Genomic DNA, 21,262 nt, shown 5'->3' on the forward strand with positions numbered 1-21,262 from the left:
ATACAATGCCCTTCCCTGATTCGGAATGGGCCTTTTTGCGTTGTAGGGTTTGAAGTGTCTTTTTTGGAAATGGTTTTAGATGGGGGAGATCGGTATGCGCGAGTTGGTGCATCATGTAGCGTCTGTTCCTGATGTAAAAAATGTCCATCGCGCACTTGAGAAACCGGGCTCAAGCGTTGCGCTTGCGGGACTTGGCGGCGCCGCGCGACATCTGCTTTATGCGACGGTCCGCAAGCGCTATCCTGTCGTGATTGCTGCGCATTCGATGCAGGCGGCAGAAGCGATTGCAGGAGATCTGACAGAGCTTTTGCGGGATGAGGAGGTGTGCCTTTTTCCGGAGCGGGAAATTTCTCACAGTGAGATGCTCGCGTTTAGTCCAGAGCTTGCGGCGCTTCGCATGAGCACACTCGCACGTTTGTCAGAGGGTGCCTCACCTGTCATCGTGACGACAATTCGGGCGCTATCGCAACGCGTCTTTTCGCCTCAGTTCCTGCGAGATGCGGCCACTAGGCTTGCGTGTGGGGAAACGCATGATCCCAAAGAAGTCATGGGTCATCTTATCGACATGGGCTATGAGCGCGTCGAGCGCGTTGAGGCGCGAGGGCAGTGCAGCTTGCGCGGAGGGATTCTTGATGTGTACGCGCTGTACGGGCAACCTGTGCGCGTGGAGTGGTTCGATCAGGAGATTGATTCGATCCGTTATTTTGACTCAGAGACTCAGCGCAGTCTTGAAAAGTTGAATGACGTCCGCCTTTGGCCTGCGCGCGAGTTGATTGTCACGGCCAAAGAACTCCATGCGCTTGCCGACCTTGTGGAGACGCGCCTGCGCGAACAGATCCAGCGCGTGTCATCGGTTGAGACCCGCGATCACCTGCGCGAACATGTCGGTCGCGATGTTGAACGCATGCGCAGCGCGCTCCACTTTCCTGGGCTTCTTCGGTATGCCGGGTGGCTTGAGCAGCGCGACGCGACACTTTTGGATCACGTGTCACAGGATGCGGTCGTTATTTTTGACGAACCGGCGCGACTTCGGGAAACGATGGAGCGTGTGGCTCGTGAAGAGTTGGAGTGGACTGCAGGGGCGCTTGAACACGGTGAGATCCTTCCCAATTTGGTGGAGGAGATCGACCCGACGCGCATTTTTGTGACAAGACCGCTTCAACGCCATCTCTATGTGAGTCTCCTGCCGCGCCATATGTCGGGGATTGCACTCACCGAAAGCCTGACGGTGAGTGCGCGCGCGATGCAACAGTTTCACGGACAGCTGCCGCTTTTAAAGAGCGAGATTGCGCGCATGACAAAGGCGCAGGAGAAGGTAGTGTTTCTCGCAGGTGACCATGAGCGGTCGGAGCGGCTTCTGCGCGTACTCGAAGACTTCTCCATCACGGCGACGGTGGTGGATGTGTTTGATCCGACGCTTGGCCTGCCAATGATTCTCATCGGGACGCTTTCGGCGGGCTTTGAGTGGTCGGGCGTACACTTGGCGGTCATCTCGGAAAACGAGGTGTTCGCGACGAAAAAGCGTGCCCGCCGCGTACGCAGTGACGCGTCGGAAGCGGCCAAAATCAAGAGCTATCAGGACCTTCAGGTGGGCGATTATGTCGTGCACGCAACGCATGGGATCGCGAAGTATCTCGGTATTGAGACACTCGTCATTGAGGGCAATCACAGGGACTATCTCAATCTCCGCTATGCGGGAAATGACAAGCTGTACGTTCCTGTCGAGCAGATTAACCTTGTTCAAAAATACCTGGGCAACGAGGATAGGGAGCCGCGCGTCCACCATCTTGGCGGAACAGATTTTGCACGCGCAAAGAGCAAAGTCAGAAAATCAGTCCAGGATATCGCAGAACAATTGATCAAACTCTATGCGCAGCGCGAAGCGACACCGGGTCATGCATTTCGGGGGGACACTGAGTGGCAGCGCGACTTTGAGACGATGTTTCCGTATGAAGAGACGCCGGATCAATTGCGTGCCATCCGCGACATTAAAAGCGATATGGAGCAGGCGCGGCCGATGGATCGATTGCTCTGCGGCGATGTGGGTTACGGCAAGACGGAGGTTGCCATCCGCGCGGCGTCAAAGGCCGTTTTTGACGGCAAACAAGTCGCCGTTCTCGTGCCGACGACGATCCTTGCGCAGCAGCACTACGAGACGTTTCGGGAACGTTTTTCTGGCTATCCTGTCACGGTCGAAGTGTTGAGTCGATTCCGCTCAAAGGCGGAAACGACGCGCGTGATGCAGGGGCTTAAAACGGGCGCGGTCGATATTGTCATCGGGACGCACCGGCTGCTTCAAAAGCAGATTGCCTTTAAAGATCTTGGCCTGCTCATCGTGGATGAAGAACAGCGATTTGGCGTCACCCACAAAGAGCGGCTCAAGCAGTTGCGCGCCAATGTAGACTGTCTGACGCTTACGGCGACGCCGATTCCGCGGACACTTCACATGTCAATGGTCGGTCTTCGCGATCTGTCAGTCATCGAGACGCCGCCGGAGAATCGTTTTCCTGTCCAGACCTATGTGGTAGAATACAGTGATGCATTGCTTCGAGAAAGCATAGAACGCGAGATCGGTCGTGGTGGACAAGTTTACGTGCTCTACAATCAGGTCAAGGGGATTGATTCGATTGCAGAGCGTGTAGCGCGTCTCGTTCCAGATGCGCGAGTGGCGGTTGGGCATGGACAGATGGCAGAGGATGAGTTGGAGCGGGTGATGCTCGATTTTCTTCAGGGTGAGACGGACGTGCTCGTGTCGACGACGATCATTGAGACAGGTCTTGACATTCCGAACGTAAATACGTTGATTGTCTTTCATGCGGATCGTATGGGGCTTTCACAATTGTATCAATTGCGCGGTCGCGTAGGTCGTTCCAATCGCATTGCATACGCGTATTTCACCTATCAGCCGGATAAGGTGCTCACGGAAGTCGCAGAAAAGAGACTTCAGGCCATCAAGGAATTCACGGAGCTTGGCAGCGGCTTTAAAATCGCCATGCGCGATCTGTCCATTCGCGGCGCGGGCAATATCCTCGGCGCGGAACAACACGGGTTCATCAGTGCGGTTGGATTCGACATGTACACGGAAATGCTGGCAGAAGCGGTGCGCGAGTTGCGCGGTGATGTCGTGCAGGAAAAACCGGAGCCGACGGTGGAGATCTTGATGGACGCGTATTTGCCGGATGACTATATTCCCGATCCGATGCAAAAGATCGAGATGTACAAAAAAATTGTCGCAGCGATACGGATCCAAGATGTGGATGACTTGTATGAGGAATTGGAAGATCGCTTTGGAAACCTGCCTGACCCGGTGCAACAGTTGATCATGATTGCGCGAATCCGTGCTTTTGCCCATGAGCATGATTTGGCTTCCATCGTCAAACAAGGGCATGATATGCACATCACCTTCCGAGCAGAGCACACAGCAGCGATGTCTGGTGCACGCTTGTTTGAGCTAACTCAACTCTATCCGCGACGGATGCGCCTCAAGTCGACAGGGGATGTGTACACCCTCATTCTTGAAGGGCGAGGTTTGAAAGACGACATGATTCTCGACATGACGATTCGTGTCTTGTCACAGCTCGACAAGGTTTATGACAAAAAGGAGGAATTGCCTCATGCCAAACAAAACACGCTTACGTAAAAGCTCACTCGCAGTGACCATGGTCAGTGCGTTGCTCGTCCTCGCGGGGTGTGGGACGAATGCCAGCGCTACAACGGTTGCGACGTATAACGGTGGAACACTTTCGCAGCCAGAGTTTGAGACACAATTACATATTGAACAGCTTTTGAATCCGACGATGACTCCGTCTCCGACCATTCAGACAGACATCGCCAAACAGTATATCGTGCTTACGCGCCTCATTTTGCCAATCGCGCAAAAAGCCGTCCCGAAAATGAAGTCATCCGTGCTGCACCAGGATACGCTCCAGTTTGAGCAGAACATCATCGGGGGTCTCTACAGCAACAACTCGACGACATTCAATCAGAAAATGCAGTCGCTGAAACTGACCGAGGCAGACCTTGAGACGTACGTCTCGCAACAACTCGCGCTGTCCTCCTACGCACAGACGCTCGTCAAGACGATTCCTCTCTCGGAGCAAAAACTCTATTACAAAAACAATCTGGAGCAATATACGACGGTCACAGAGCAGGCAATTCTCGTCAAATCAAAGAGCCTGGCGCAGTCGCTCGCCAATCAGCTGCGTGCGGGCGCGAGTTGGAAGACGCTCGCCGCCAAGTATTCGCAAGATCCCGGCTCCGCAAAAAACAGCGGAATTTACGCCAATCAGAGCCCGACAAACTGGGTGCCGCCGTTTGCGCAGCACGCGATGACACAGCCGATCGGCCAGGTCGGGCAGCCATTTGACTCGACGTATGGCTGGTTTGTCATGCGCGTCATTTCGCGCACGACGCAGCCTTTTTCAAAAGTGCAGTCTTCCGTCATGTCGGCATTGGTTCAGCAAAATGAGAAGAGCGCCTTTCTTGCACTTTACAATCAGAAGCTGAAAACAGCCAACATCAAGGTCACTCTCCCGAAAGCGTAGATGGATGCGGCGGGACTTGTGTGGTGAAGTTTGACATCCTATGAAGACATGTGAAAAGCGCCCCGTGACGTGGGCGCTTTTCCTAATTATTGGGTGAAAAAGATATGGAAAGTTTGCGTTCATTTAGGACATGATAACGTCAAGCGATGAACCTCATGCGAAAGAAGGATGAACGGGCAGATTTTGAAAAGAAAGTGAGGAGGTATCTCATGAAGGCAACAGGTATAGTACGCAGAATCGATGATCTTGGACGGGTGGTCATTCCTAAAGAGATCAGGCGCACGCTGCGCATCCGTGAAGGAGATCCACTGGAAATCTTTGTAGACCGTGACGGGGAAGTCATCCTTAAAAAGTATTCTCCGATCGGTGAATTGGGTGATTTTGCGAAAGAGTACGCGGAGTCTTTGAATGAGACGCTAGGACATCCCACACTGATTACAGATCGAGATGCGGTCATCGCCACGGCTGGCGCGCCAAAGAAAGACTATCTAGAAAAATCGATTGGACCTGAAGTCGAGAAAGCCATGGAAGAGCGGAAGTTGAGTGTCGCCACATCTGCCAGTGACATGCAGATTGTCAAGGATCGAAGCGAACATATCTCATCACGCGTCATCGCCCCGATTATCTATAACGGTGATCCAATCGGAAGCGTCATTCTCTTTTCGCGGGACGAGCAGGTTCGCATGGGTGAACTCGAGACAAAGCTCGCTGAGACGGCGGCTGGATTTCTCTCAAAACAAATGGAGCAATAGCGGATTTTACGGCCTCATTCATGTGGGACAGGGTGTGCGCGCCCTGTCTCTTTTCTTGTATTGGGCGCGCAAAGAGGTGTGCGTCAACGTCTATGCACGTGAGAATGCAGGTGCGACAACCGGGAGAAAGGCCTCAGCGATGACGGTGTGTCCGTGGGCGTTTGGGTGAATCGGAAAGGAGACGCCGTTTCGGCCGGGGGCGCCTGCCACACCGTTTCTGTAGCCGTCAATCAGCTCTGCCTGTCGCCCGGCAAACGCCTCTGCGACCGGTGCAACTGTAGCGCCGATGAGCGCTGCAGCGGGAAGGATGACGCGTTCATTGTATATGGAAACAGCAACGTCGGCGGCGGGCGTGCGGGATACGGATTGTAGAGCGTGCCGACGGCAAGCGGGTGACGTGTGAGCGCGCGAATGCGGCGCAGTGAGTTTGCATAGGCGAAGGCGCTTGCCTTGAGCGCGCGTTCTACTTCTGCACGCTGCAAAGAGAGCAGGATCGGCACATTCTGAATAAGGTCATCACCGCCGATCAGCACACAAATGATTTGTGCAGTGAGACCGCCTGTGATCCAGGCGTCATTAAAGCGAAGCGCTGATGACAATGCGTAGGATGTCATTCCGGGTTGACCATAATTGCGATAGTCAAGTGGGAGATTCACTTGCCGCGAACACAGGCGTGTGAGCACAGGGACAAAACCGCGTGTCGGCGGTGCACCGTAGCCTGCCGCGATGGAATCCCCATAAACGGTGATTTGGTTCATCCTCTCCCCTCCTCATTTAAGGTATGTCACTCGCTCGGAGGAGAAAGGGCGTTTTGCACAGTGATCGTGCAAAAAACATGCGACGCAGCCGAAGAGGGATGTTCAACTGGAAGTCAGGGTGTTCCATCGTTGTCGATCGCAGCCCGTTTTTTTAGGCATGGGCAAAGGCGGGAGACGCTCTCTGTGTTTTTGCATAGCATGAGAGGGATGAGACGATGGAATAAAGGAGGGGCAAGCGTGCAAAAAAATACAGGTAAATCACGGATAGCTAAAAAACGTCCACTCAAAACGGATGCGCGTGTTGAAAAAAATGCTCATGCTCCACTTGAAGCGACGCGCTCGCAGGGAACGCCCGGCGGTTCATTTGACACGCTGAAGGAAAACATGAAGAAAATCGATAAAGGCAGCTTGTTTGACGCGTTAAAGCGTGTAAAAGACATGAAGCCAGAAGCGTGGCGCGATCCCTCTTCGGTGCGCGACCTAACCCAAAACATCGCGCAAGATATCGGCATCAAGGTTGATCCAAGACGTATGAACGCCTTTTTAAACGCGTTCACCGATGCGACGAAAAACGCTGATGATAAGGGACCGAAAGTGTCTGTTGAGGAGATTGCCAAGAAGTATGGCGGTGACGCAGTTGATGAGAAGACCATTAAGGAAATCAAGAAGTTCGTAAAATGATGGTAGTTAAATGGCAAAAGGGCAGCGCCGCGAGGCGTGGTGCCCTTTTTCTGTGCAATCGGATGTTACAGGGATGTTTTGCGCACACTTGACGATTTTTTAGAGGCGGCGCGTCCGCGTTTTGCGGCGCTGCCCTTTACAGGCCTTCGTACAGTGTGAGAGCGGCGCGAGGGTTTTTGCTTTGGCGGATCGATGGCCGGAGGTGCTGGATCATCGGTCTTCTTTCCGTCTCCGAGACGGTTGAACACAGTCGCGCCGAGTGGAGAGTTCATGAGGGCCATCAAAATGTTTGTAAAGTCGGATGTGTCAAGGTTTTTTCCTTTTGACTCCATCAGTTTCTTGAGCACGCCCGAATCTTTTAAGGAGTTTGTCGTGACGAAAAGGGTGTCCAAGACCTGGTCGGCCTGTTGGACATAACGCGCGCACTGTTTGCAAAACTCGCGTAAAGAGGTGATCGTGCCTAGCGAATCTTCAATGGATTTTGGCGTGAGCGATTTGCTGATCGATTGAATGGCATCCGCCGTTTTTTTTGCAGGCGCATGGGTTTCCGCGCGAATCAGTTGGAGTTCACGCCGCAAGCGTACGCGCTCTTTTTCATTCTCTGGCGTCTTGTCCAGTTGCTGTAGACGCGCGCGCAGCGCTTTAATGCGTTCATTTCGTTGTTGTTCCGTGATTTTGGAGGCCATTTCGTGTGTCAACTCCTGCGCAGTGCCTTCTTTGCGCAGTATATGAAAACAAGGCGCTCCGCGTGATGCGTAGCGCCTCGAAAGAAAAGATAGGAGATAAAAACGGGACGTGTCAGAGTGCGATACGATTGGAAAACTCGCGCAAACGGTCCATCGCTTTTTCCAAATTCGGCATGGATGTCGCGTAAGAAATTCTGAAATTATTTGGCGCGCCAAAGCTTGAACCGGGCACAACCGAGATTAACGCTTCAGACAAGAGCAGTTCTCCGAGGTGATCGCCGTCGCGAATGATGATTTCTTCGCCTGATGGTTTTTTGTATGCTTTATTGAACCATGCGGACGCGTTAGGAAACACGTAGAACGCGCCATTGGGCTGTGCGCACGTGAGACCGGGGAGCTCTGCGAGTGCGCGCGTGACAAACTGGAGCCGCTCGCGCAGGGTCTCGCGCGTCTGTGGCGAAAAGGTGCCAAGCGCCCCGAGCGCTGCGCGCTGAGAGATCGACGAAGGATTGGCCGTTGTGTGCGACTGAAAGCTCGACATGGCTTGTATCAATTTGCGATCACCCGCCACGTAGCCCACACGCCAGCCTGTCATGCTGAATGTTTTTGAGAATCCATTCACGACAAGTGTGCGCTTGCGCATTTCGTCGCTCACCGTCGCAATGCTTTTGTGTGTCACGCCGTACGTCAACTGCTCGTAGATCTCATCGCTCACCACATAGAGCGAAGTTGAAGCGATCACGTTCGCCAGGGCATCGATTTCTTCCGGTGTGTACGTGACACCCGTCGGATTGCTCGGCGAGTTGATCAGAATCGCTTTGGTGCGCGGTGTGATCGCGCGCAACACTTGTTCCGGCGTCACTTTGAACCCACTTCGCTCATCCGTTTCAAGAACGACAGGAACGCCGTCTGCGAGGCGAATCTGTTCTGGATAGCTCACCCAATAGGGCGCAGGCAAAAGCACTTCGTCACCCGGGTCAAGCAGGGTGACAAAAATGTTGTAGAGCGACTGTTTTGCGCCCGTGCTTACAATAATTTCATCTGGCGAATAGGTGAGACCATTTTCCTGCGCCAGCTTCTCGGCGATCGCCCTGCGCAACTCGACGATTCCCGCAGGTGCTGTGTACTTTGTAAATCCTTCCGTAATCGCGCGAATTGCCGCAAACGATGCGGCAAGTGGAGTGGGAAAGTCTGGTTCACCCACCGTGAGATTGACGACGTCATGCCCTTTTGCGATCAGATCTTTTGTTTTTGTATCCAGCGACAACGTGGGCGATGGAGAAATCGCCTGTGCGCGTCGCGATAGCGTGTGCGTCATATGCTTTCTCCCTTGTTTTTATTGAAAGTATAGCATATGCACATGACCCAGGCGCAGGGAATGGGTTCAATTATCCTCCAAAAAGTGAACGCACGGCATTCCAGGCGCGTTCCCACACAGGGGCGTTTTTCTCTGGATGTGCCACACATGTGACCGTCGGCGCCGTCCCTGCGCGAAAGGGCAAGATATCGCGGTCAGGGCACATCGATGTGGCGCGTTGGCCAGTTTCTGGGTCGATCGCCACATTTTCAATGCCGGATGTCGCGGTTGCTAAAAAGCCACTGCTCGGTCGCTCGCGAATGGCCTGTTCCATGACATTTGCAAAAATCGGCGCGGCGACATGCGACGCGAGAGAACTTAGCGGGCGCATCTGGTCGTATCCGACCCACACGGCGCACACGGCGCGCGGCGTATAGCCGACCATCCACGCATCGGTGTCAGTCGTGCCTGTCTTTGCGGCGACAGGTTCAGTCAGAAGGCTTGCAACGCGATACCCGGTTCCACCTGGTTTCATGACATGTGTCAGCATCTGGGTCATCTGTGCCGCGATGCCCGGTCGCAACACCTGAAGGCGATCGTCTGGCGCGCGGCGCAACACGTGGCCTTGCGCATCGGTGATGCGCGAGACAAAATGCGGGTGCACAAGCAGGCCGCCATTGGCAAACACCGCGTAGGCGCGCGCCATCTGAAGTGGGGAGACTGGGAACACGCCGAGCGCGAGGCTTGGGTAAGGCTTCATGTCATCTGGCAGTCCAAGCGCGCGCGCCGTCTTTATGACGTGGAGAAGCCCCGTGTCAAGCGCCGTATGCACAGCGTACACATTGTCAGAGCGCGCGATCGCTTGCTGCATGTCGAGGTTGTGATAAGCGTAGTCATCCGCAAAATTGTGCACAAGATAGGCTGAACCTGGCGTGCGGGACAGTGAAAAGACCGTCGGTGCGCTCTTGTAGCGGGTCGCCGGTGTCTTTCCGCGCTCAAGCGCCGCCGCATACACCATCGCTTTAAATGTTGAACCAGGCTGCCGCATGGCTTGTGCGCGGTCATAGGGACTTGTGCGATAGTCGCGGCCGCCCGAATAGGCCAAAATATCGCCATTTTGCGGATCCATTACGACCACCGCCGCCTGCAGTCCGGGAAACGGCTGCAGCTTTGTCTTGATGATCTGATCGACGTGTCGCGAAAGGGTGACATCAAGCGGTGTGTGGATCATCAGGCCGCCCCGGTAGAGATCGTCGCTCGTCAGATGAAACTGCTGCTTGAGATCGCGCGTTGCCGCATCGACAAAATAGGGCGCGTCCGTTTGCGCAGCGGTGCGCCGGATGTATGTGAGCGGCTGTCGTTCTGCGGCGCGCGCGGCGGCTGTTGTAATGAAACCTGCGTGTACCATGGCGGATAGCACCGTATGTTGTCGCTCCTTTGCCGCTTTTGGATGCAACAGCGGATCATAGAGGCTTGGCCCCTTTGGCAGTCCTGCGAGCATCGCGCTTTCTGCCAGGGTCAATCGCGAGACGGGCTTGCCAAAATACGAGAGTGAGGCGGTTCCAATTCCTGTGGCGCCTTCTCCATAGTAGATGACATTCAGGTAGTCACTAAGGATTTGCGGTTTTGTATAGTGCCACTCCAGTTGCATGGCCAGGAGCATTTCGCGCATTTTTCGCGAAAGTGTGCGATCGCTTGTCAAGAAAAGGTTTTTAGCCAGTTGTTGTGTGATCGTGGAGCCGCCTTGCACGACGTGGCCCGCGCCGACATTGGCCAAGAGCGCGCGTGCGATTCCTTTTAGATTGATGCCGTGATGCGCGTAAAACTGACGGTCTTCGATCGCAACGGTCGCTTCTTGCAGGCTCAGTGGAATGTCCGCAAGTGTGACAACCTGGCGCGTGACTCCGGCAGATACGAGATCGGCGAGGCCTTTTCCATCAGACGCGAGGATGCGCGAAGGGTCCATGATGATCCCTTTTGGAAGTGGGGCATATTTCAGGTAGCCGAGTGTGCAGAGAAAAAAGCCCGCAAGGCTTGAGCTGATGAGAATCATCGGCTTTGCCTGAAAGAGACGCAGTATGCGCCGCGGTTCATCCGTGTGCGGTGGGTGGGGTGATTCTACTGTGATGCGAAAAAGTGTGGCAGGCGTGAGTAACAGGGGGTGAAGTCTCCATTTGCGCAATGCGGTCGCCTCCTTGCGTTTCCAGTATGCCCCAGTTCATCGAAACAAAATCAGGTGCGTCAAGGAGCGCTTGGCACAGGTGCTACGATGGATCGAAGCGTTCTGCGGCCTTTTTTAAACAACTTCAAAGAGATGTCGTCGCAGGATCGCCGATTTGCTATACTAGCGAAGATGTTTATTGTGAGGACGAGGAGTGTCAAGATGGAACTTTGGTATACGGAGAAACAAACGGCGAATTACGGGATCACGGCGAAGATCAAAGAGTCCCTTCACACGGAGACGAGCGAGTTTCAAGACATCGCGATGATTGACACGCTGGAGTGGGGGCGCATGCTCGTACTTGACGGCTGTGTGATGACAACCGATCGCGACGAATTCGTGTACCACGAGATGATCTCGCATGTGGCGCTTAGCGCGCACAAAAATCCGCAAAAGGTGCTTGTCGTAGGCGGAGGGGACGGTGGCGTGATCCGCGAAGTGATCAAGCATCCGACCGTGACGCACGCCGTGCTCGCAGAGATTGACGGGCGGGTTATTGATGTATCGAAGAAATATCTGCCGGCGATTGCATGTGCGCTTGACGATCCGCGCGTCTCGGTGCGCGTGATTGACGGCATCGCGCACGTCAACGAGAGCGAAGGCGAGTATGACGTGATCATCGTGGACTCAACCGACCCAATCGGGCCTGCAGTCGGTTTATTTGCACGGGACTTTTATGAAGCGATCTATCGCGCGCTGCGCCCGGATGGCATCGTCGTGGCGCAGACGGAGTCGCCGTTTTTTAACGGTGAACTGATCGCGCGCGTCTTTGGGGATCTTTCGTCGCTCTTTGCGCAGACGCACCTCTATCTCGCGTCCATTCCGACCTACCCGAGCGGACTTTGGAGCTTCACGATTGGCAGCAAGGTGTATGATCCAAAAACGATCGCCGATCTTGCGCGGACAAGCCAGCTTGTCACGAAGTATTACACGCCGGAACTGCACGCTGCCGCGTTTGCGTTGCCGCGCTTTGCCAAGGAGTTGGTCACAAAGTGAGGGGACATCGCGAACCGTTTGACCCGGCGTACACGGGGCAGTCGTTTATTGGCGCAAAAGATGGATACGAGGCTGCGCGCGCGGTGATCTATGGTATGCCGATGGACTGGACGACGTCGTTTCGGCCAGGGACGCGGCTTGGGCCACGGCGCATTCGTGAAGTGTCGCTCGGGCTAGAAGAGTACAGCCCGTATCTCGACCGCAGCCTTTTGGATGCGAGTTTTGTGGATATGGGAGACATTCCACTGCCTTTTGGCAATCCCGATCGCAGCCTCGCCATGATCGAGGAGTATGTAGGCAAGTGGCTGGATGACGGCAAGTTTCCGCTCGGGCTTGGCGGGGAGCACCTTGTCACGCTTGGCGTGATGCGCGCCGTGGCAAAGCGTATCCCGGAGGTCGCACTTGTGCATTTTGACGCGCACACTGATTTGCGCGATCAGTACGAGGGTGAACAGCTCTCTCACTCTGCGGTCATCAAAAAGGTCGCGGGGTTTGTCGATCCTGCAAACATCTTTCAGTTCGGGATTCGCTCAGGCACGCGCGAGGAGTTCGCGTGGGCGAAGAAGCATACGAATTTTTATCCGTTTGACGTGCTTGAGCCACTGCGCGGGTGTCTGGCGCGGCTTGAGGGGCGGCCAATCTATGTCACGGTTGACATTGATGTGCTTGATCCCGCGCACGCGCCAGGAACAGGGACGGCGGAAGCGGGCGGGATCACCTCAAAAGAGCTGCTTGCGTCGATACATGCGATGAAGGGACTCAATGTGGTGGGTTTTGACCTCGTTGAAGTCGCACCTGTTCTTGACGCGACAGAACAGACGCAGATTGTTGCGGCCAAAGTGGTGCGTGAAGCACTGCTGGCATTTGCTGACTGATGGAGCGGGAACGGGTGGGTACGATTCACATTGTATCGGGGGAGCTTGACACAAAGGCACCTGCGCGGATTCGCCTGCGCGGCTCCCTCTATCAGGCGATCTATAAGGAGCCGGAGGAGAACTTCGCACAGACGGAGACGACGGTTACCTTCTCGCTCACGCGCAGGCCGTTTATCCGCGTGGAGCGGGTGGGGGGTGTACGCGCTTCATACAATTTTGAACTGGATCAGACGACAGACGGATTCTACGATTTTCCGGAAGGAAAAGTGGAGCTTCGCGTACACACCACAACACTCGCCGTTTTCGTGACAAACCGTGGGATTCAAGCGGAGATCGTCGCATCAATGGTCATGCAAGGCGCAGATGAACAACCGCTAACGATTGCGATTGAACTTGAGTTTGAGCCGTGAGTGATGTCGTGAAAGGGGTGATGGCGTGAAGAGCTTTCGCGATCCTGTGCACAATCTCATCGCGTTTGGTGAAGAGGATCAATTGCTCATTGACCTGATCAATACAGCGGAAGTGCAGCGCATGCGGCGCATTCGGCAACTGGGACTCAGCAACATCGTCTACCCGGGCGCCGAGCACTCCCGTTTCGTCCACTCGCTTGGGGTCACCCATCTCGCTCGCCGTTTTCTCGACGAGGATTGTGCGGGAGAGCGAACGCGCGGGGCGTACGCTTTGCGTGAATACCGTCAGCTAGCGCTTGCTGCGGCCCTCCTTCACGACATTGGCCACGGACCATTCTCGCATGCGCTCGAAGCGGTCACGGGCGTTCGTCATGAGCGGTTCACGTCGGCGATCATACGCAGTAAAGAGACTGAGGTTCATCAGGTGCTGGAGGCATATTCCAGCGGATTTTCTGAACAGGTGGCGCGGTTGATTGAGAAGAATTTTCCGGAGAGTCGCGCGATTGTAAAATTGCTCTCTTCACAGCTTGACATGGACCGCACGGATTACCTTTTGCGCGATGCGCTGATGACAGGGGCGGGATATGGCACGTTTGATGTGGAGTGGCTCCTTCATGTCATGCGTATCGGCGAAGTCCAGGGGGAGCCGGAGATAGGGCTTGACCTTGCACGCGGCCAGAGCATTGCTGAGGACTATATCATGTGTCGCTATTATATGTATCTTCATGTCTATTTTCATCGCTTGACGCGTTCTGCCGAAGTGCTTGTCGAGCGTACGCTTGCTCGTGCTGCGCAAGTCGGGGCAGATCTTCCAGGGTTTCCGGCTCTGCGCGCGCTGCTGCAAGGGGATTTGCGACTGGCAGTGGATGGCAGAAAGAACGCTGCCGAGATAGGATCATCTGCGATCACCGATTACCTTGAATTGGACGATCACCTTCTGTGGTCTGCGCTGCGCGCGTTTTCCCGGCACGAGGATGCGGTGCTTGCGGATTTGGCGCAGCGCCTTTTGAATCGGCGCCTATTTCACAGTGTGGATGTACATTCAAACGATGAGGCAATGATGTGGCAGGCGCGCATGGAACGTGTCGCCCACAAAAAAGGATTGCCAGCCCATTTTTACGTGATCTTTGACCAGGCGGGCAGTCAGGCGTACAAAGATCCGTATGTCGGAGCGGATGAACCCGATCCAACGCTTGAGCAAATCTATCTTTTTGACGTACACGGCAACGCGACGGAACTGGCGCGCCAGTCGTTCATTGTCGAAGCGGTGAAATCGCGTCGCGCCAGTGTGTCGCGCGTGATTTTCCCGAGGGAGTGGTTGGATGAGGGATGAGGATGTATGGCTTCAGGCGTTGCTTGAAGCGGTTCGCGTCGGTGTTCACGCGGTGGATCACCGCGGTGTGACGATCCTCTACAATCAGATGGCGGCGACGCTTGACGGTCTTACGCGCGAAGAGGTGCTCGGACGGCATGTGCTTGACGTATACCCATCGCTTACGGAGGAGACCAGCTCGCTGTTGCGCGTTTTGCGCTCAGGAGATCCTGTGCTCTTGCGCCGTCAATCGTATCGAAACTTTCGGGGGGACGAGGTGCACACTGCGAATGCGACGCGCGCTGTGTATCGTGATGGACGGCTGTACGGGGCCTTAGAGATCGCGCAAGACATTACGGAGGTTCAGCATCTCGCAGAGCGGGTCGTCGAACTTCAGGCGGCCACCCGTCCACCGCGTTCAGGTGGCCGTTCGGCTACGGTGCGTTACACACTTGAGGATATACTCACAACTGACCCTGTGTTGCTGGAAGTGAAAGCGCGCGCAAAGCGAGCTGCGCGCACATCGTCTCCAGTTTTGATTTACGGCCCGACGGGGACGGGGAAGGAACTTTTTGCGCAGGGCATTCACGCGGCGAGTCCGCGCGCAAACGGCCCTTTTATCGCGCAAAATTGCGCGGCGCTCCCTGGTCCGCTTCTTGAAGGAATTCTCTTTGGCACGGTAAAAGGGAGCTTTACAGGCGCTGAGAATCGCGCGGGGCTGTTCGAACTCGCGAGTGAAGGGACGCTTTTTCTCGACGAGATTCATGCACTGCCCATTGACTTGCAGGCAAAACTCCTGCGCGTGCTTGATGATCAGCACGTCCGCCGCCTGGGGGATCAAAAAGCGCGCGTGATTGATGTGCGTATCCTCGCCGCGATGAATGTGGAACCGGAAATTGCCGTGCGCGAGAAGATGCTACGTGAAGACATCTTCTATCGCATTCAGGTGGTTTCTTTGCGCTTGCCCGCACTCGCGCAGCGGCAAGCGGATCTGAAGCTTCTGATCGATCACTTTGTGGCGGATTGCAACGCGCGGTTTGGCATGACGGTGCGCGGGGTAACGGAGGATGCCATGCGCGTTTTGCGCGCAGCGGCGTGGCCTGGGAATGTGCGGGAACTGCGCCATGCGCTTGAATCGGCGATGAATCTGGTGGATGGCGATTGGATTGATGTGAAACATTTGCCGCAGTATCTCGCGCAGTACCACATGTCGCGCGGTGAGCCGGATGCAGGTGAGCCGGGAAGTTTACATCCTCTTGCAGACAGGCGACAACAGGGGCTCTTCGCGAGTGTAGAGGCGCTTGAACGTGACCTGATTGCGCACGCGCTTGCCGTTTGCGGATGGAACGTGAGCGCTGCCGCGACCCTGCTTGAGATCCCTCGTCAGACGCTGCAGTCCAAGATGAAAAAGTTGGGTATTTCCCGAAACATTGCGACTTCTGAAATGCGCTCTGCAGAGGTGAATAAGACAACGCGCAGTGGACAGAATGACTAAGGTCGATGGAAGAGAGGGTGTGGTTGCGTTGGAAAACGTAACGTCTCACTCAAGGTAGGACGATCATTCCACTTCTTATAGAAGTTGGAGGGATGTGCTAAAGACAATTACAGTTGTTTCCACGTCTTTGATCTCCTCGGTGACGGTTCAAGCCTCACAGCTTAGTACGAGGAAACACGTACGGCCAATCATCCATTGACAAGAGAGGACCTTTAGGTCCTCTTTTTTTGTGTATGCAAATGAGAGATAACACAGTCAGAATAAAATAATATACCAATGGTCAAATACCAAAGCCTAACGGGTGGTGAAAAGGGGAGCTCGCATGGAATTGCGACTGACGTGAAACGATACGCAATGAAATCGTGTACGTTTGTTGTGGGATTGACCCAACCGTGTCGATCTCATGAAACATCAGTCGCACACCTTGCCGGAAAGAGACAAACCAATTATCTTTATACTAAAGATAATTGGTTGTTCGAGTTCGCCTGCAGAAATAGCGAGTGTGCGCATGCGAATGTCTCTGAAAGGTAGGCGAAAATCTGTGAGATCTTACGCATCGTGGATTTATAAACTGCGTTTTCTCATCATTATCCTCTGGATCGTCGGTGCAGTTCTCTCTGTCAAGGTTCTGCCCAATCTCAATTCGGTCGTCGCGCACCACAGCACGCCTTTTCTTCCTTCCACGGCAGAGTCACAGGTTGCGTCGCGACTTGCCGGAACCATGCAGGGAAAACATCCCTATAAGTCATCCGCGATTGTGGTGCTGGTCAATCCGAACGGATTGACGCAAGGTGACAAACAGTATCTCAATGATCAATTGGCCGTCATCAAACGCGATGAAGCGAAATACGGCGTTGATACCATTCAGTCGGCGGCGCAGACCCCACAGGGTGCCTCATCATTTTTTAGCAAAAACAAAACGACAGAGATCGCTTTTCTTGGCATGGCGCAAAGTGACACCACGAAGGCGGCACAGACCGGATACGAAAATATGCAAACACTCTTTGCACACCCGCCGCAGGGTGCGCATGTGAGTTTGACGGGCGCAACGCCGATCACCGTCGACAATATGACGATCTCGATGAATGGCGTGAGCAAAAGCGGCGGTGTAACTGTGGCACTCATTCTCGTCATCCTGTTTCTCGTGTTTCGCTCGATCATTGCGCCGATCGTCACACTGCTTACGATTGGAGTATCTTTTCTTATCACATCAGGGATCGTGGCTAAACTCGCGCTGCACGGTTTTCCGGTCTCTACATTTACGCAGACCTTTCTCATCGCGATCCTGTTCGGCGCGGGGACAGACTACTCGATCGTGATGCTCAATCGCTTTCGCGAAGAAATGACGCAGGATCATCCAGATGTGCTTGCCGCGATGACGGCCGCCATGCGCGGCGTTTCCAAAACGATCCTTTTTAGTGCGGCGACCGTCTTTGTCTCATTCGCGGTGCTCTACTTTGCAAACTTTGGTCTTTATCGCTCGGCTGTCGGTGTCAGCATCGGCGTGTTTTTCGCGATTCTCGCGTGCATGACACTGATTCCATCCATTATGGGGATCTTCGGGCGCACCCTTTTTTGGCCGCGTCGACCTGTCGTGGGAGCGGCGCACAAGCCTTCTGCGATCTGGAGTTTCTCCGGTCGCATCGCCACCCGTCACCCGTGGTGGACGATCTTGCTCTCGATCGTTTTGCTCGCGCCAATCGCGGCGCAGTTTACCAATTTGCGCTCGTTTAACTCGCTTGAAGAAATTCCTCAGGCGCCGTCCGTCAAAGGATTTCACGAAGTGGCAAACGCGTTTGGCATCGGGCGTGTGATGCCCGTTCAGGTGATTTTGCAGAGTCCTTCCAATCTGCGCTCATCGCAAGGACTTGCGACGATTGAACAGATTTCTCAGGCGCTTTCGCACGCGCCGCTTGTCTCTCAGGTGGACAGTGCGACGAGACCGACCGGAACGCTGCTTCGCGCGTTTGAACTCGCGCACCAAAACGGGCAGATCGCGCAGGGCGTCACAAAGATCAACACAGGGCTCGGACAGCTCTCAAACGGCCTGACACAGGCGGCGGTGAAGCTGCGTCAAGGCGTATCCGACCAATCGCGGCTCGTGACGGGCGCGCAAAACCTTGCGCGCGGACTCGCACAGTATCACCAAGGGGTATCGCAGTTTTCTACGCATTTGCCGACGCTTGCCACAGGTGCGAACGCCTTGGCGACGGGCGCGGCTCGGTTAGGTTCAGGATTGAGCAGATTGCAGGCGGGAATCACGCAAGAGGGCGCGGGGGTTTCTCAAGTGACTTCTGGTCTTGCAAAACTTGCACCAGGTACAGCGCAAGTTGCGTCAGGTTTGCAAAGTCTCCAGTCTTCAAGCGCTAAATTCTCGGCGTTGTCAGCGCAGATGAACCAGGCGCTTGCGGCGTGGCTCAAGGCGCACCCAAGCGCAAATGACGCATCGATGCAACAGATTCTCGGCATGTCGGGCGCGCTCGCGCAGGGACTCTCGCAAACGGCGAGTGGAACGGCTCAATTGGCGTCAGGCGCATCGGCACTTCACGCGGCAACCGGCAGACTCGCGGCAGGAGCGGGCCCGCTATCCCAAGGCATGCAGGCGCTCGCGACGGCGTCCGGTAAACTTTCGGCGGGAGCTTCTTCACTCCATCAGGGAGGAACTGCACTCGCGAATGGCGCACAACAACTTGCGACAGGCGCCGCGCAACTCGCACACACATCAGGTCAATTGGCCACGGGTGCATCGCAAGTCGCATCCGGTGTGGCGCAGTCGGCGGCAGGTACATCGCAACTGCAAAATGGGCTTGCCAAGGCAGCGAGCGGTGCGACGCAGCTACACAGCGGACTGAGCTCTGCCAATCAGGCGCTTCATCAGTCACAAAATGCCGCACAAAGCGGAAACCCTGGGTTTTACGTTCCAGCATCGGTTGTGGCAAAGAATGCATCCTTACAAAAAGCGATGAACGCTTACATCTCTCCTAACGGCCATATTGCGCAGTTTACGGTCGATCTCACGGTCAACCCGTACAGTGCGGCCGCTCTTTCAGATGTTGCGAAACTCCGCAATGTCGCGCAAGTGGCGCTAGCGGCAAGCCCGCTTCACTCAGGGCAAATTTATATGGGCGGTACGAGCGCGGGACAAGAGGATCTCAATCAGATCTCAAACGCCGACTTTTTGCGCACGGTGTCCCTGATCTTCCTTGCGATCTTCGTCCTGCTCGCCATCATGCTTCGATCGCTGCTTGCGCCACTCTACATTCTGGTGTCGCTGATTGCCAGTTATTTTGTGACGATGGGTGTCATGCAGGTTGTCTTTGTCTCCGTGCTTCACTACACGGGAATCGACTGGACGGTGCCCTTTTTCTCCCTGCTCCTCTTGGTGGCACTTGGCGTCGATTACAGCATTTTCTTGATGGCGCGCTTTGATGAGATGTTAAAAGAGGGCTTGGCACCGCGCACGGCGATCCGCCTTGCCATGCAGCGTATGGGAGGCGTCGTCTTTGCGGCGGCAATCATCATGGCAGGAACATTTGGCTCAATGACAGTCGCAGGCGTTACTGCGCTTCTTGAGATCGGATCATCCGTGGTTTTGGGGCTCTTCATTTATACAGGTCTTTTGTTGGGATTCTTCGTGCCCTCAGCCGTCTCCGTGGTCGACCGCGCGCACCACTGGCCATTTTTTACACGCGATGAAACCGAGAATGAAGTGGACGGACGCCGCGCGCGTGCAAGCGATGGCGCGCTAATGGTAGACTGAAAAGAGCATGAGAGAGGAAGGGTGAAGCGAATGAAAACGGAGCGCTTGGCGTATGGACTGCGCGTTCTTTTCGTCGGTTTCAACCCTTCCCTGCGCTCGCACGAATTAGGCTTCAACTATGCGGGGCGATCCAACCGCTTCTATACCATACTGTATCAATCAGGACTTACAACGCGGCTTTTTACACCGCAAGAGAGCTCCCTTCTCTTGCAGGAATACGGGTATGGGTTTACGAATATTGTCGCGCGCCCGACGCGCAGGGCGGATGAACTGTCACGCGAAGAGTATCGCGAAGGGGCGGTTTTGTTGCGCGCGAAGATCGAAGCGTACCGGCCAATGATTGCCTGTCTCGTCGGGAAGGGTGTCGCCCAGGCGTTTTTCGGAAAGGCGATTCGGGCGTTTGGCTTTTTGGAGTCTCAGGCAGATGGGTGTACGCATTATTTTGTCGCGCCCGCTACAAGTGGGCTGGTGCGAATGAAGCTTGCGGAACAAGTCGCGGTGTATCGCGCGCTGGCAGAGGAAGTCGCACACTGTCCGTGGCCGATGCGAGAAATTAGAGGTGAAGGGCGATGAGAGAACAAGAAACGGATTGTTCACGCCGGCAAGAAGAGGAGCAACAAAGCGCAGATGCGCTTTTAACGGAAGAGCGTGTTCCGTGCGGGAAAGAGATTTTGCCAAACGGCATCCAAGACCTGGATATCGTGATTTACGATCTATTAAAAGACCTCGAACTGCAACTGCTCGGCTCAGAGCCAGAACTTCACGGCATCACGCCAAAGCAGACGATTCTCTTGCGGAAAGTGCGTCAGGTGTCGCGCGCAACGGCCAGCCAGATCGGGGAGATGATGGGGATCACATCTGGGCCTGTGACGACACTGACGCATGGACTTGTCGAGAAGCAGTTGCTGGCGCGCGCGGTGGATGAGGATGATCGGCGTGTGGTCTGGTTTACGCTCACAGAGCGGGGAGAGGCGTTGATCCGCGAAGTCATCGCGCATCGCCAAGCCAATGTTCAGGCGTTTCTCGGCGCGCTTCCGGCGCACAGTCGTGACGATTTTTATCGCCTCTACAGCGATGTGCGCAATGCGCTAAAGTTGCTGCGCTAACCTATTTCGATAGGATGCGGGGTATCATTTATTACAACGTGATGATGGACTAGGGTACCTGCACACGCAAGTTACCTTGAGCGACGTATGATGTACGAACATTAAGGAGGTGATATCGTATGACACACCACCATCCTGTTCGAGACATCAACGAAGCCATCAAGGAATTGCAAGAGGCGAAGCGCTTTCTTTTGCATCGTAAGTTCGAGCGAGCTGAAAATGAATTGGCCGATAGTCTTGTTGAAATCGCGAGGGCGATTCGGGGCATTAATCGGAAAGAGTATTAAATCAGTACAATCGAAGAAAAAGGGGACTTTCTCAAACGTCACTTCAAGTGGCGAAGGGAGAGTTTCCTTTTTCTCTTTATTT

At 54.8% G+C, this 21,262-nt stretch carries 17 protein-coding genes; 13 read left to right on the forward strand and 4 right to left on the reverse strand.

Annotated elements, in window-relative coordinates; translation table 11 throughout:
- Nucleotides 1-94 precede the first annotated feature (94 nt).
- The 3 genes from mfd to spoVT all read left to right on the forward strand — a co-directional run bounded on the left by mfd (nucleotide 95) and on the right by spoVT (nucleotide 5,296).
- Nucleotides 95-3,640, forward strand: coding sequence for a transcription-repair coupling factor (gene mfd / locus ATW55_RS05110; RefSeq protein WP_067713434.1), 3,546 nt, complete (start codon nucleotides 95-97; stop codon nucleotides 3,638-3,640).
- Nucleotides 3,615-4,544, forward strand: coding sequence for a peptidylprolyl isomerase (locus tag ATW55_RS05115; protein ID WP_067713437.1), 930 nt, complete (start codon nucleotides 3,615-3,617; stop codon nucleotides 4,542-4,544). The genes mfd and ATW55_RS05115 overlap by 26 nt, the downstream gene beginning before the upstream one ends.
- A 209-nt stretch (nucleotides 4,545-4,753) precedes the next feature.
- Nucleotides 4,754-5,296 carry a stage V sporulation protein T gene (spoVT, locus tag ATW55_RS05120; RefSeq protein ID WP_067713440.1) on the forward strand — a complete coding sequence of 181 codons (543 nt, stop codon included), beginning with the start codon at nucleotides 4,754-4,756 and terminating at the stop codon, nucleotides 5,294-5,296.
- A 230-nt stretch (nucleotides 5,297-5,526) separates the two neighbouring features.
- Here the strand turns inward: spoVT and ATW55_RS05125 are convergent, their stop codons facing one another.
- Nucleotides 5,527-6,054 carry a GDSL-type esterase/lipase family protein gene (locus ATW55_RS05125; RefSeq protein ID WP_067713444.1) on the reverse strand — a complete coding sequence of 176 codons (528 nt, stop codon included), beginning with the start codon at nucleotides 6,052-6,054 and terminating at the stop codon, nucleotides 5,527-5,529.
- A gap of 237 nt (nucleotides 6,055-6,291) precedes the next feature.
- Here ATW55_RS05125 and ATW55_RS05130 point away from each other — a divergent pair, with 237 nt between their 5' ends.
- The gene (locus tag ATW55_RS05130) at nucleotides 6,292-6,735 is read left to right on the forward strand and encodes a hypothetical protein (RefSeq protein ID WP_067713447.1); all 444 of its coding nucleotides are present in this window, start codon (nucleotides 6,292-6,294) and stop codon (nucleotides 6,733-6,735) included.
- Between the two features lie 65 nt (nucleotides 6,736-6,800).
- Here ATW55_RS05130 and ATW55_RS05135 read toward each other — a convergent pair whose 3' ends face one another.
- The 3 genes from ATW55_RS05135 to ATW55_RS05145 form a co-directional block, all read right to left on the reverse strand.
- Complete coding sequence (locus tag ATW55_RS05135; RefSeq protein WP_067713450.1) at nucleotides 6,801-7,421, reverse strand: hypothetical protein; 621 nt, start codon at nucleotides 7,419-7,421, stop codon at nucleotides 6,801-6,803.
- Between the two features lie 112 nt (nucleotides 7,422-7,533).
- The gene (locus tag ATW55_RS05140) at nucleotides 7,534-8,739 is read right to left on the reverse strand and encodes a pyridoxal phosphate-dependent aminotransferase (protein ID WP_067713453.1); all 1,206 of its coding nucleotides are present in this window, start codon (nucleotides 8,737-8,739) and stop codon (nucleotides 7,534-7,536) included.
- A 70-nt stretch (nucleotides 8,740-8,809) separates the two neighbouring features.
- On the reverse strand, nucleotides 8,810-10,900 hold the full coding sequence (locus ATW55_RS05145) for a transglycosylase domain-containing protein (RefSeq protein ID WP_067713456.1): 2,091 nt from the start codon (nucleotides 10,898-10,900) through the stop codon (nucleotides 8,810-8,812).
- Between the two features lie 201 nt (nucleotides 10,901-11,101).
- Here ATW55_RS05145 and speE point away from each other — a divergent pair, with 201 nt between their 5' ends.
- The 9 genes from speE to ATW55_RS16250 all read left to right on the forward strand — a co-directional run bounded on the left by speE (nucleotide 11,102) and on the right by ATW55_RS16250 (nucleotide 21,180).
- Complete coding sequence (gene speE, locus ATW55_RS05150; protein ID WP_067713460.1) at nucleotides 11,102-11,935, forward strand: polyamine aminopropyltransferase; 834 nt, start codon at nucleotides 11,102-11,104, stop codon at nucleotides 11,933-11,935.
- A complete protein-coding gene (speB, locus tag ATW55_RS05155; RefSeq protein WP_067713464.1) occupies nucleotides 11,932-12,810 on the forward strand; it encodes an agmatinase in 879 nt (292 codons plus the stop codon). Before speE ends, speB begins: the two co-directional genes overlap by 4 nt.
- Nucleotides 12,811-12,824: 14 nt before the next feature.
- On the forward strand, nucleotides 12,825-13,220 hold the full coding sequence (locus ATW55_RS05160) for a DUF1934 family protein (protein ID WP_067713467.1): 396 nt from the start codon (nucleotides 12,825-12,827) through the stop codon (nucleotides 13,218-13,220).
- 25 nt (nucleotides 13,221-13,245) lie between these two features.
- Entirely contained in the window at nucleotides 13,246-14,553 is a 1,308-nt protein-coding gene (locus ATW55_RS05165) for an HD domain-containing protein (RefSeq protein WP_067713470.1), read from the forward strand.
- Complete coding sequence (locus tag ATW55_RS05170) at nucleotides 14,543-16,027, forward strand: sigma-54 interaction domain-containing protein (protein ID WP_082685561.1); 1,485 nt, start codon at nucleotides 14,543-14,545, stop codon at nucleotides 16,025-16,027. Before ATW55_RS05165 ends, ATW55_RS05170 begins: the two co-directional genes overlap by 11 nt.
- A gap of 541 nt (nucleotides 16,028-16,568) precedes the next feature.
- The gene (locus ATW55_RS05175; RefSeq protein WP_067713475.1) at nucleotides 16,569-19,787 is read left to right on the forward strand and encodes an MMPL family transporter; all 3,219 of its coding nucleotides are present in this window, start codon (nucleotides 16,569-16,571) and stop codon (nucleotides 19,785-19,787) included.
- Between the two features lie 30 nt (nucleotides 19,788-19,817).
- Entirely contained in the window at nucleotides 19,818-20,360 is a 543-nt protein-coding gene (locus tag ATW55_RS05180; RefSeq protein WP_067713478.1) for a mismatch-specific DNA-glycosylase, read from the forward strand.
- Complete coding sequence (locus ATW55_RS05185; protein ID WP_067713483.1) at nucleotides 20,357-20,893, forward strand: MarR family winged helix-turn-helix transcriptional regulator; 537 nt, start codon at nucleotides 20,357-20,359, stop codon at nucleotides 20,891-20,893. The genes ATW55_RS05180 and ATW55_RS05185 overlap by 4 nt, the downstream gene beginning before the upstream one ends.
- A 119-nt stretch (nucleotides 20,894-21,012) precedes the next feature.
- Complete coding sequence (locus ATW55_RS16250) at nucleotides 21,013-21,180, forward strand: hypothetical protein (protein WP_160327166.1); 168 nt, start codon at nucleotides 21,013-21,015, stop codon at nucleotides 21,178-21,180.
- Nucleotides 21,181-21,262: the final 82 nt, after the last annotated feature.

The organism is Ferroacidibacillus organovorans (genome assembly GCF_001516615.1).
Lineage (GTDB): Bacteria > Bacillota > Bacilli > Alicyclobacillales > SLC66 > Ferroacidibacillus > Ferroacidibacillus ferrooxidans_B.

What these genes read in the sequence shown, in the direction of transcription:
- ATW55_RS05185 (WP_067713483.1), top strand. Translation starts at nt 20,357, where the DNA reads ATGAGAGAACAAGAAACGGATTGTTCACGCCGGCAAGAAGAGGAGCAA.
- ATW55_RS05115 (WP_067713437.1), top strand. Translation starts at nt 3,615, where the DNA reads ATGCCAAACAAAACACGCTTACGTAAAAGCTCACTCGCAGTGACCATG.
- ATW55_RS05125 (WP_067713444.1), bottom strand. Translation starts at nt 6,054, where the DNA reads ATGAACCAAATCACCGTTTATGGGGATTCCATCGCGGCAGGCTACGGT.
- speE (WP_067713460.1), top strand. Translation starts at nt 11,102, where the DNA reads ATGGAACTTTGGTATACGGAGAAACAAACGGCGAATTACGGGATCACG.
- ATW55_RS05180 (WP_067713478.1), top strand. Translation starts at nt 19,818, where the DNA reads ATGAAAACGGAGCGCTTGGCGTATGGACTGCGCGTTCTTTTCGTCGGT.
- ATW55_RS05135 (WP_067713450.1), bottom strand. Translation starts at nt 7,421, where the DNA reads ATGGCCTCCAAAATCACGGAACAACAACGAAATGAACGCATTAAAGCG.
- spoVT (WP_067713440.1), top strand. Translation starts at nt 4,754, where the DNA reads ATGAAGGCAACAGGTATAGTACGCAGAATCGATGATCTTGGACGGGTG.
- mfd (WP_067713434.1), top strand. Translation starts at nt 95, where the DNA reads ATGCGCGAGTTGGTGCATCATGTAGCGTCTGTTCCTGATGTAAAAAAT.
- ATW55_RS16250 (WP_160327166.1), top strand. Translation starts at nt 21,013, where the DNA reads ATGACACACCACCATCCTGTTCGAGACATCAACGAAGCCATCAAGGAA.
- ATW55_RS05170 (WP_082685561.1), top strand. Translation starts at nt 14,543, where the DNA reads ATGAGGGATGAGGATGTATGGCTTCAGGCGTTGCTTGAAGCGGTTCGC.
- ATW55_RS05140 (WP_067713453.1), bottom strand. Translation starts at nt 8,739, where the DNA reads ATGACGCACACGCTATCGCGACGCGCACAGGCGATTTCTCCATCGCCC.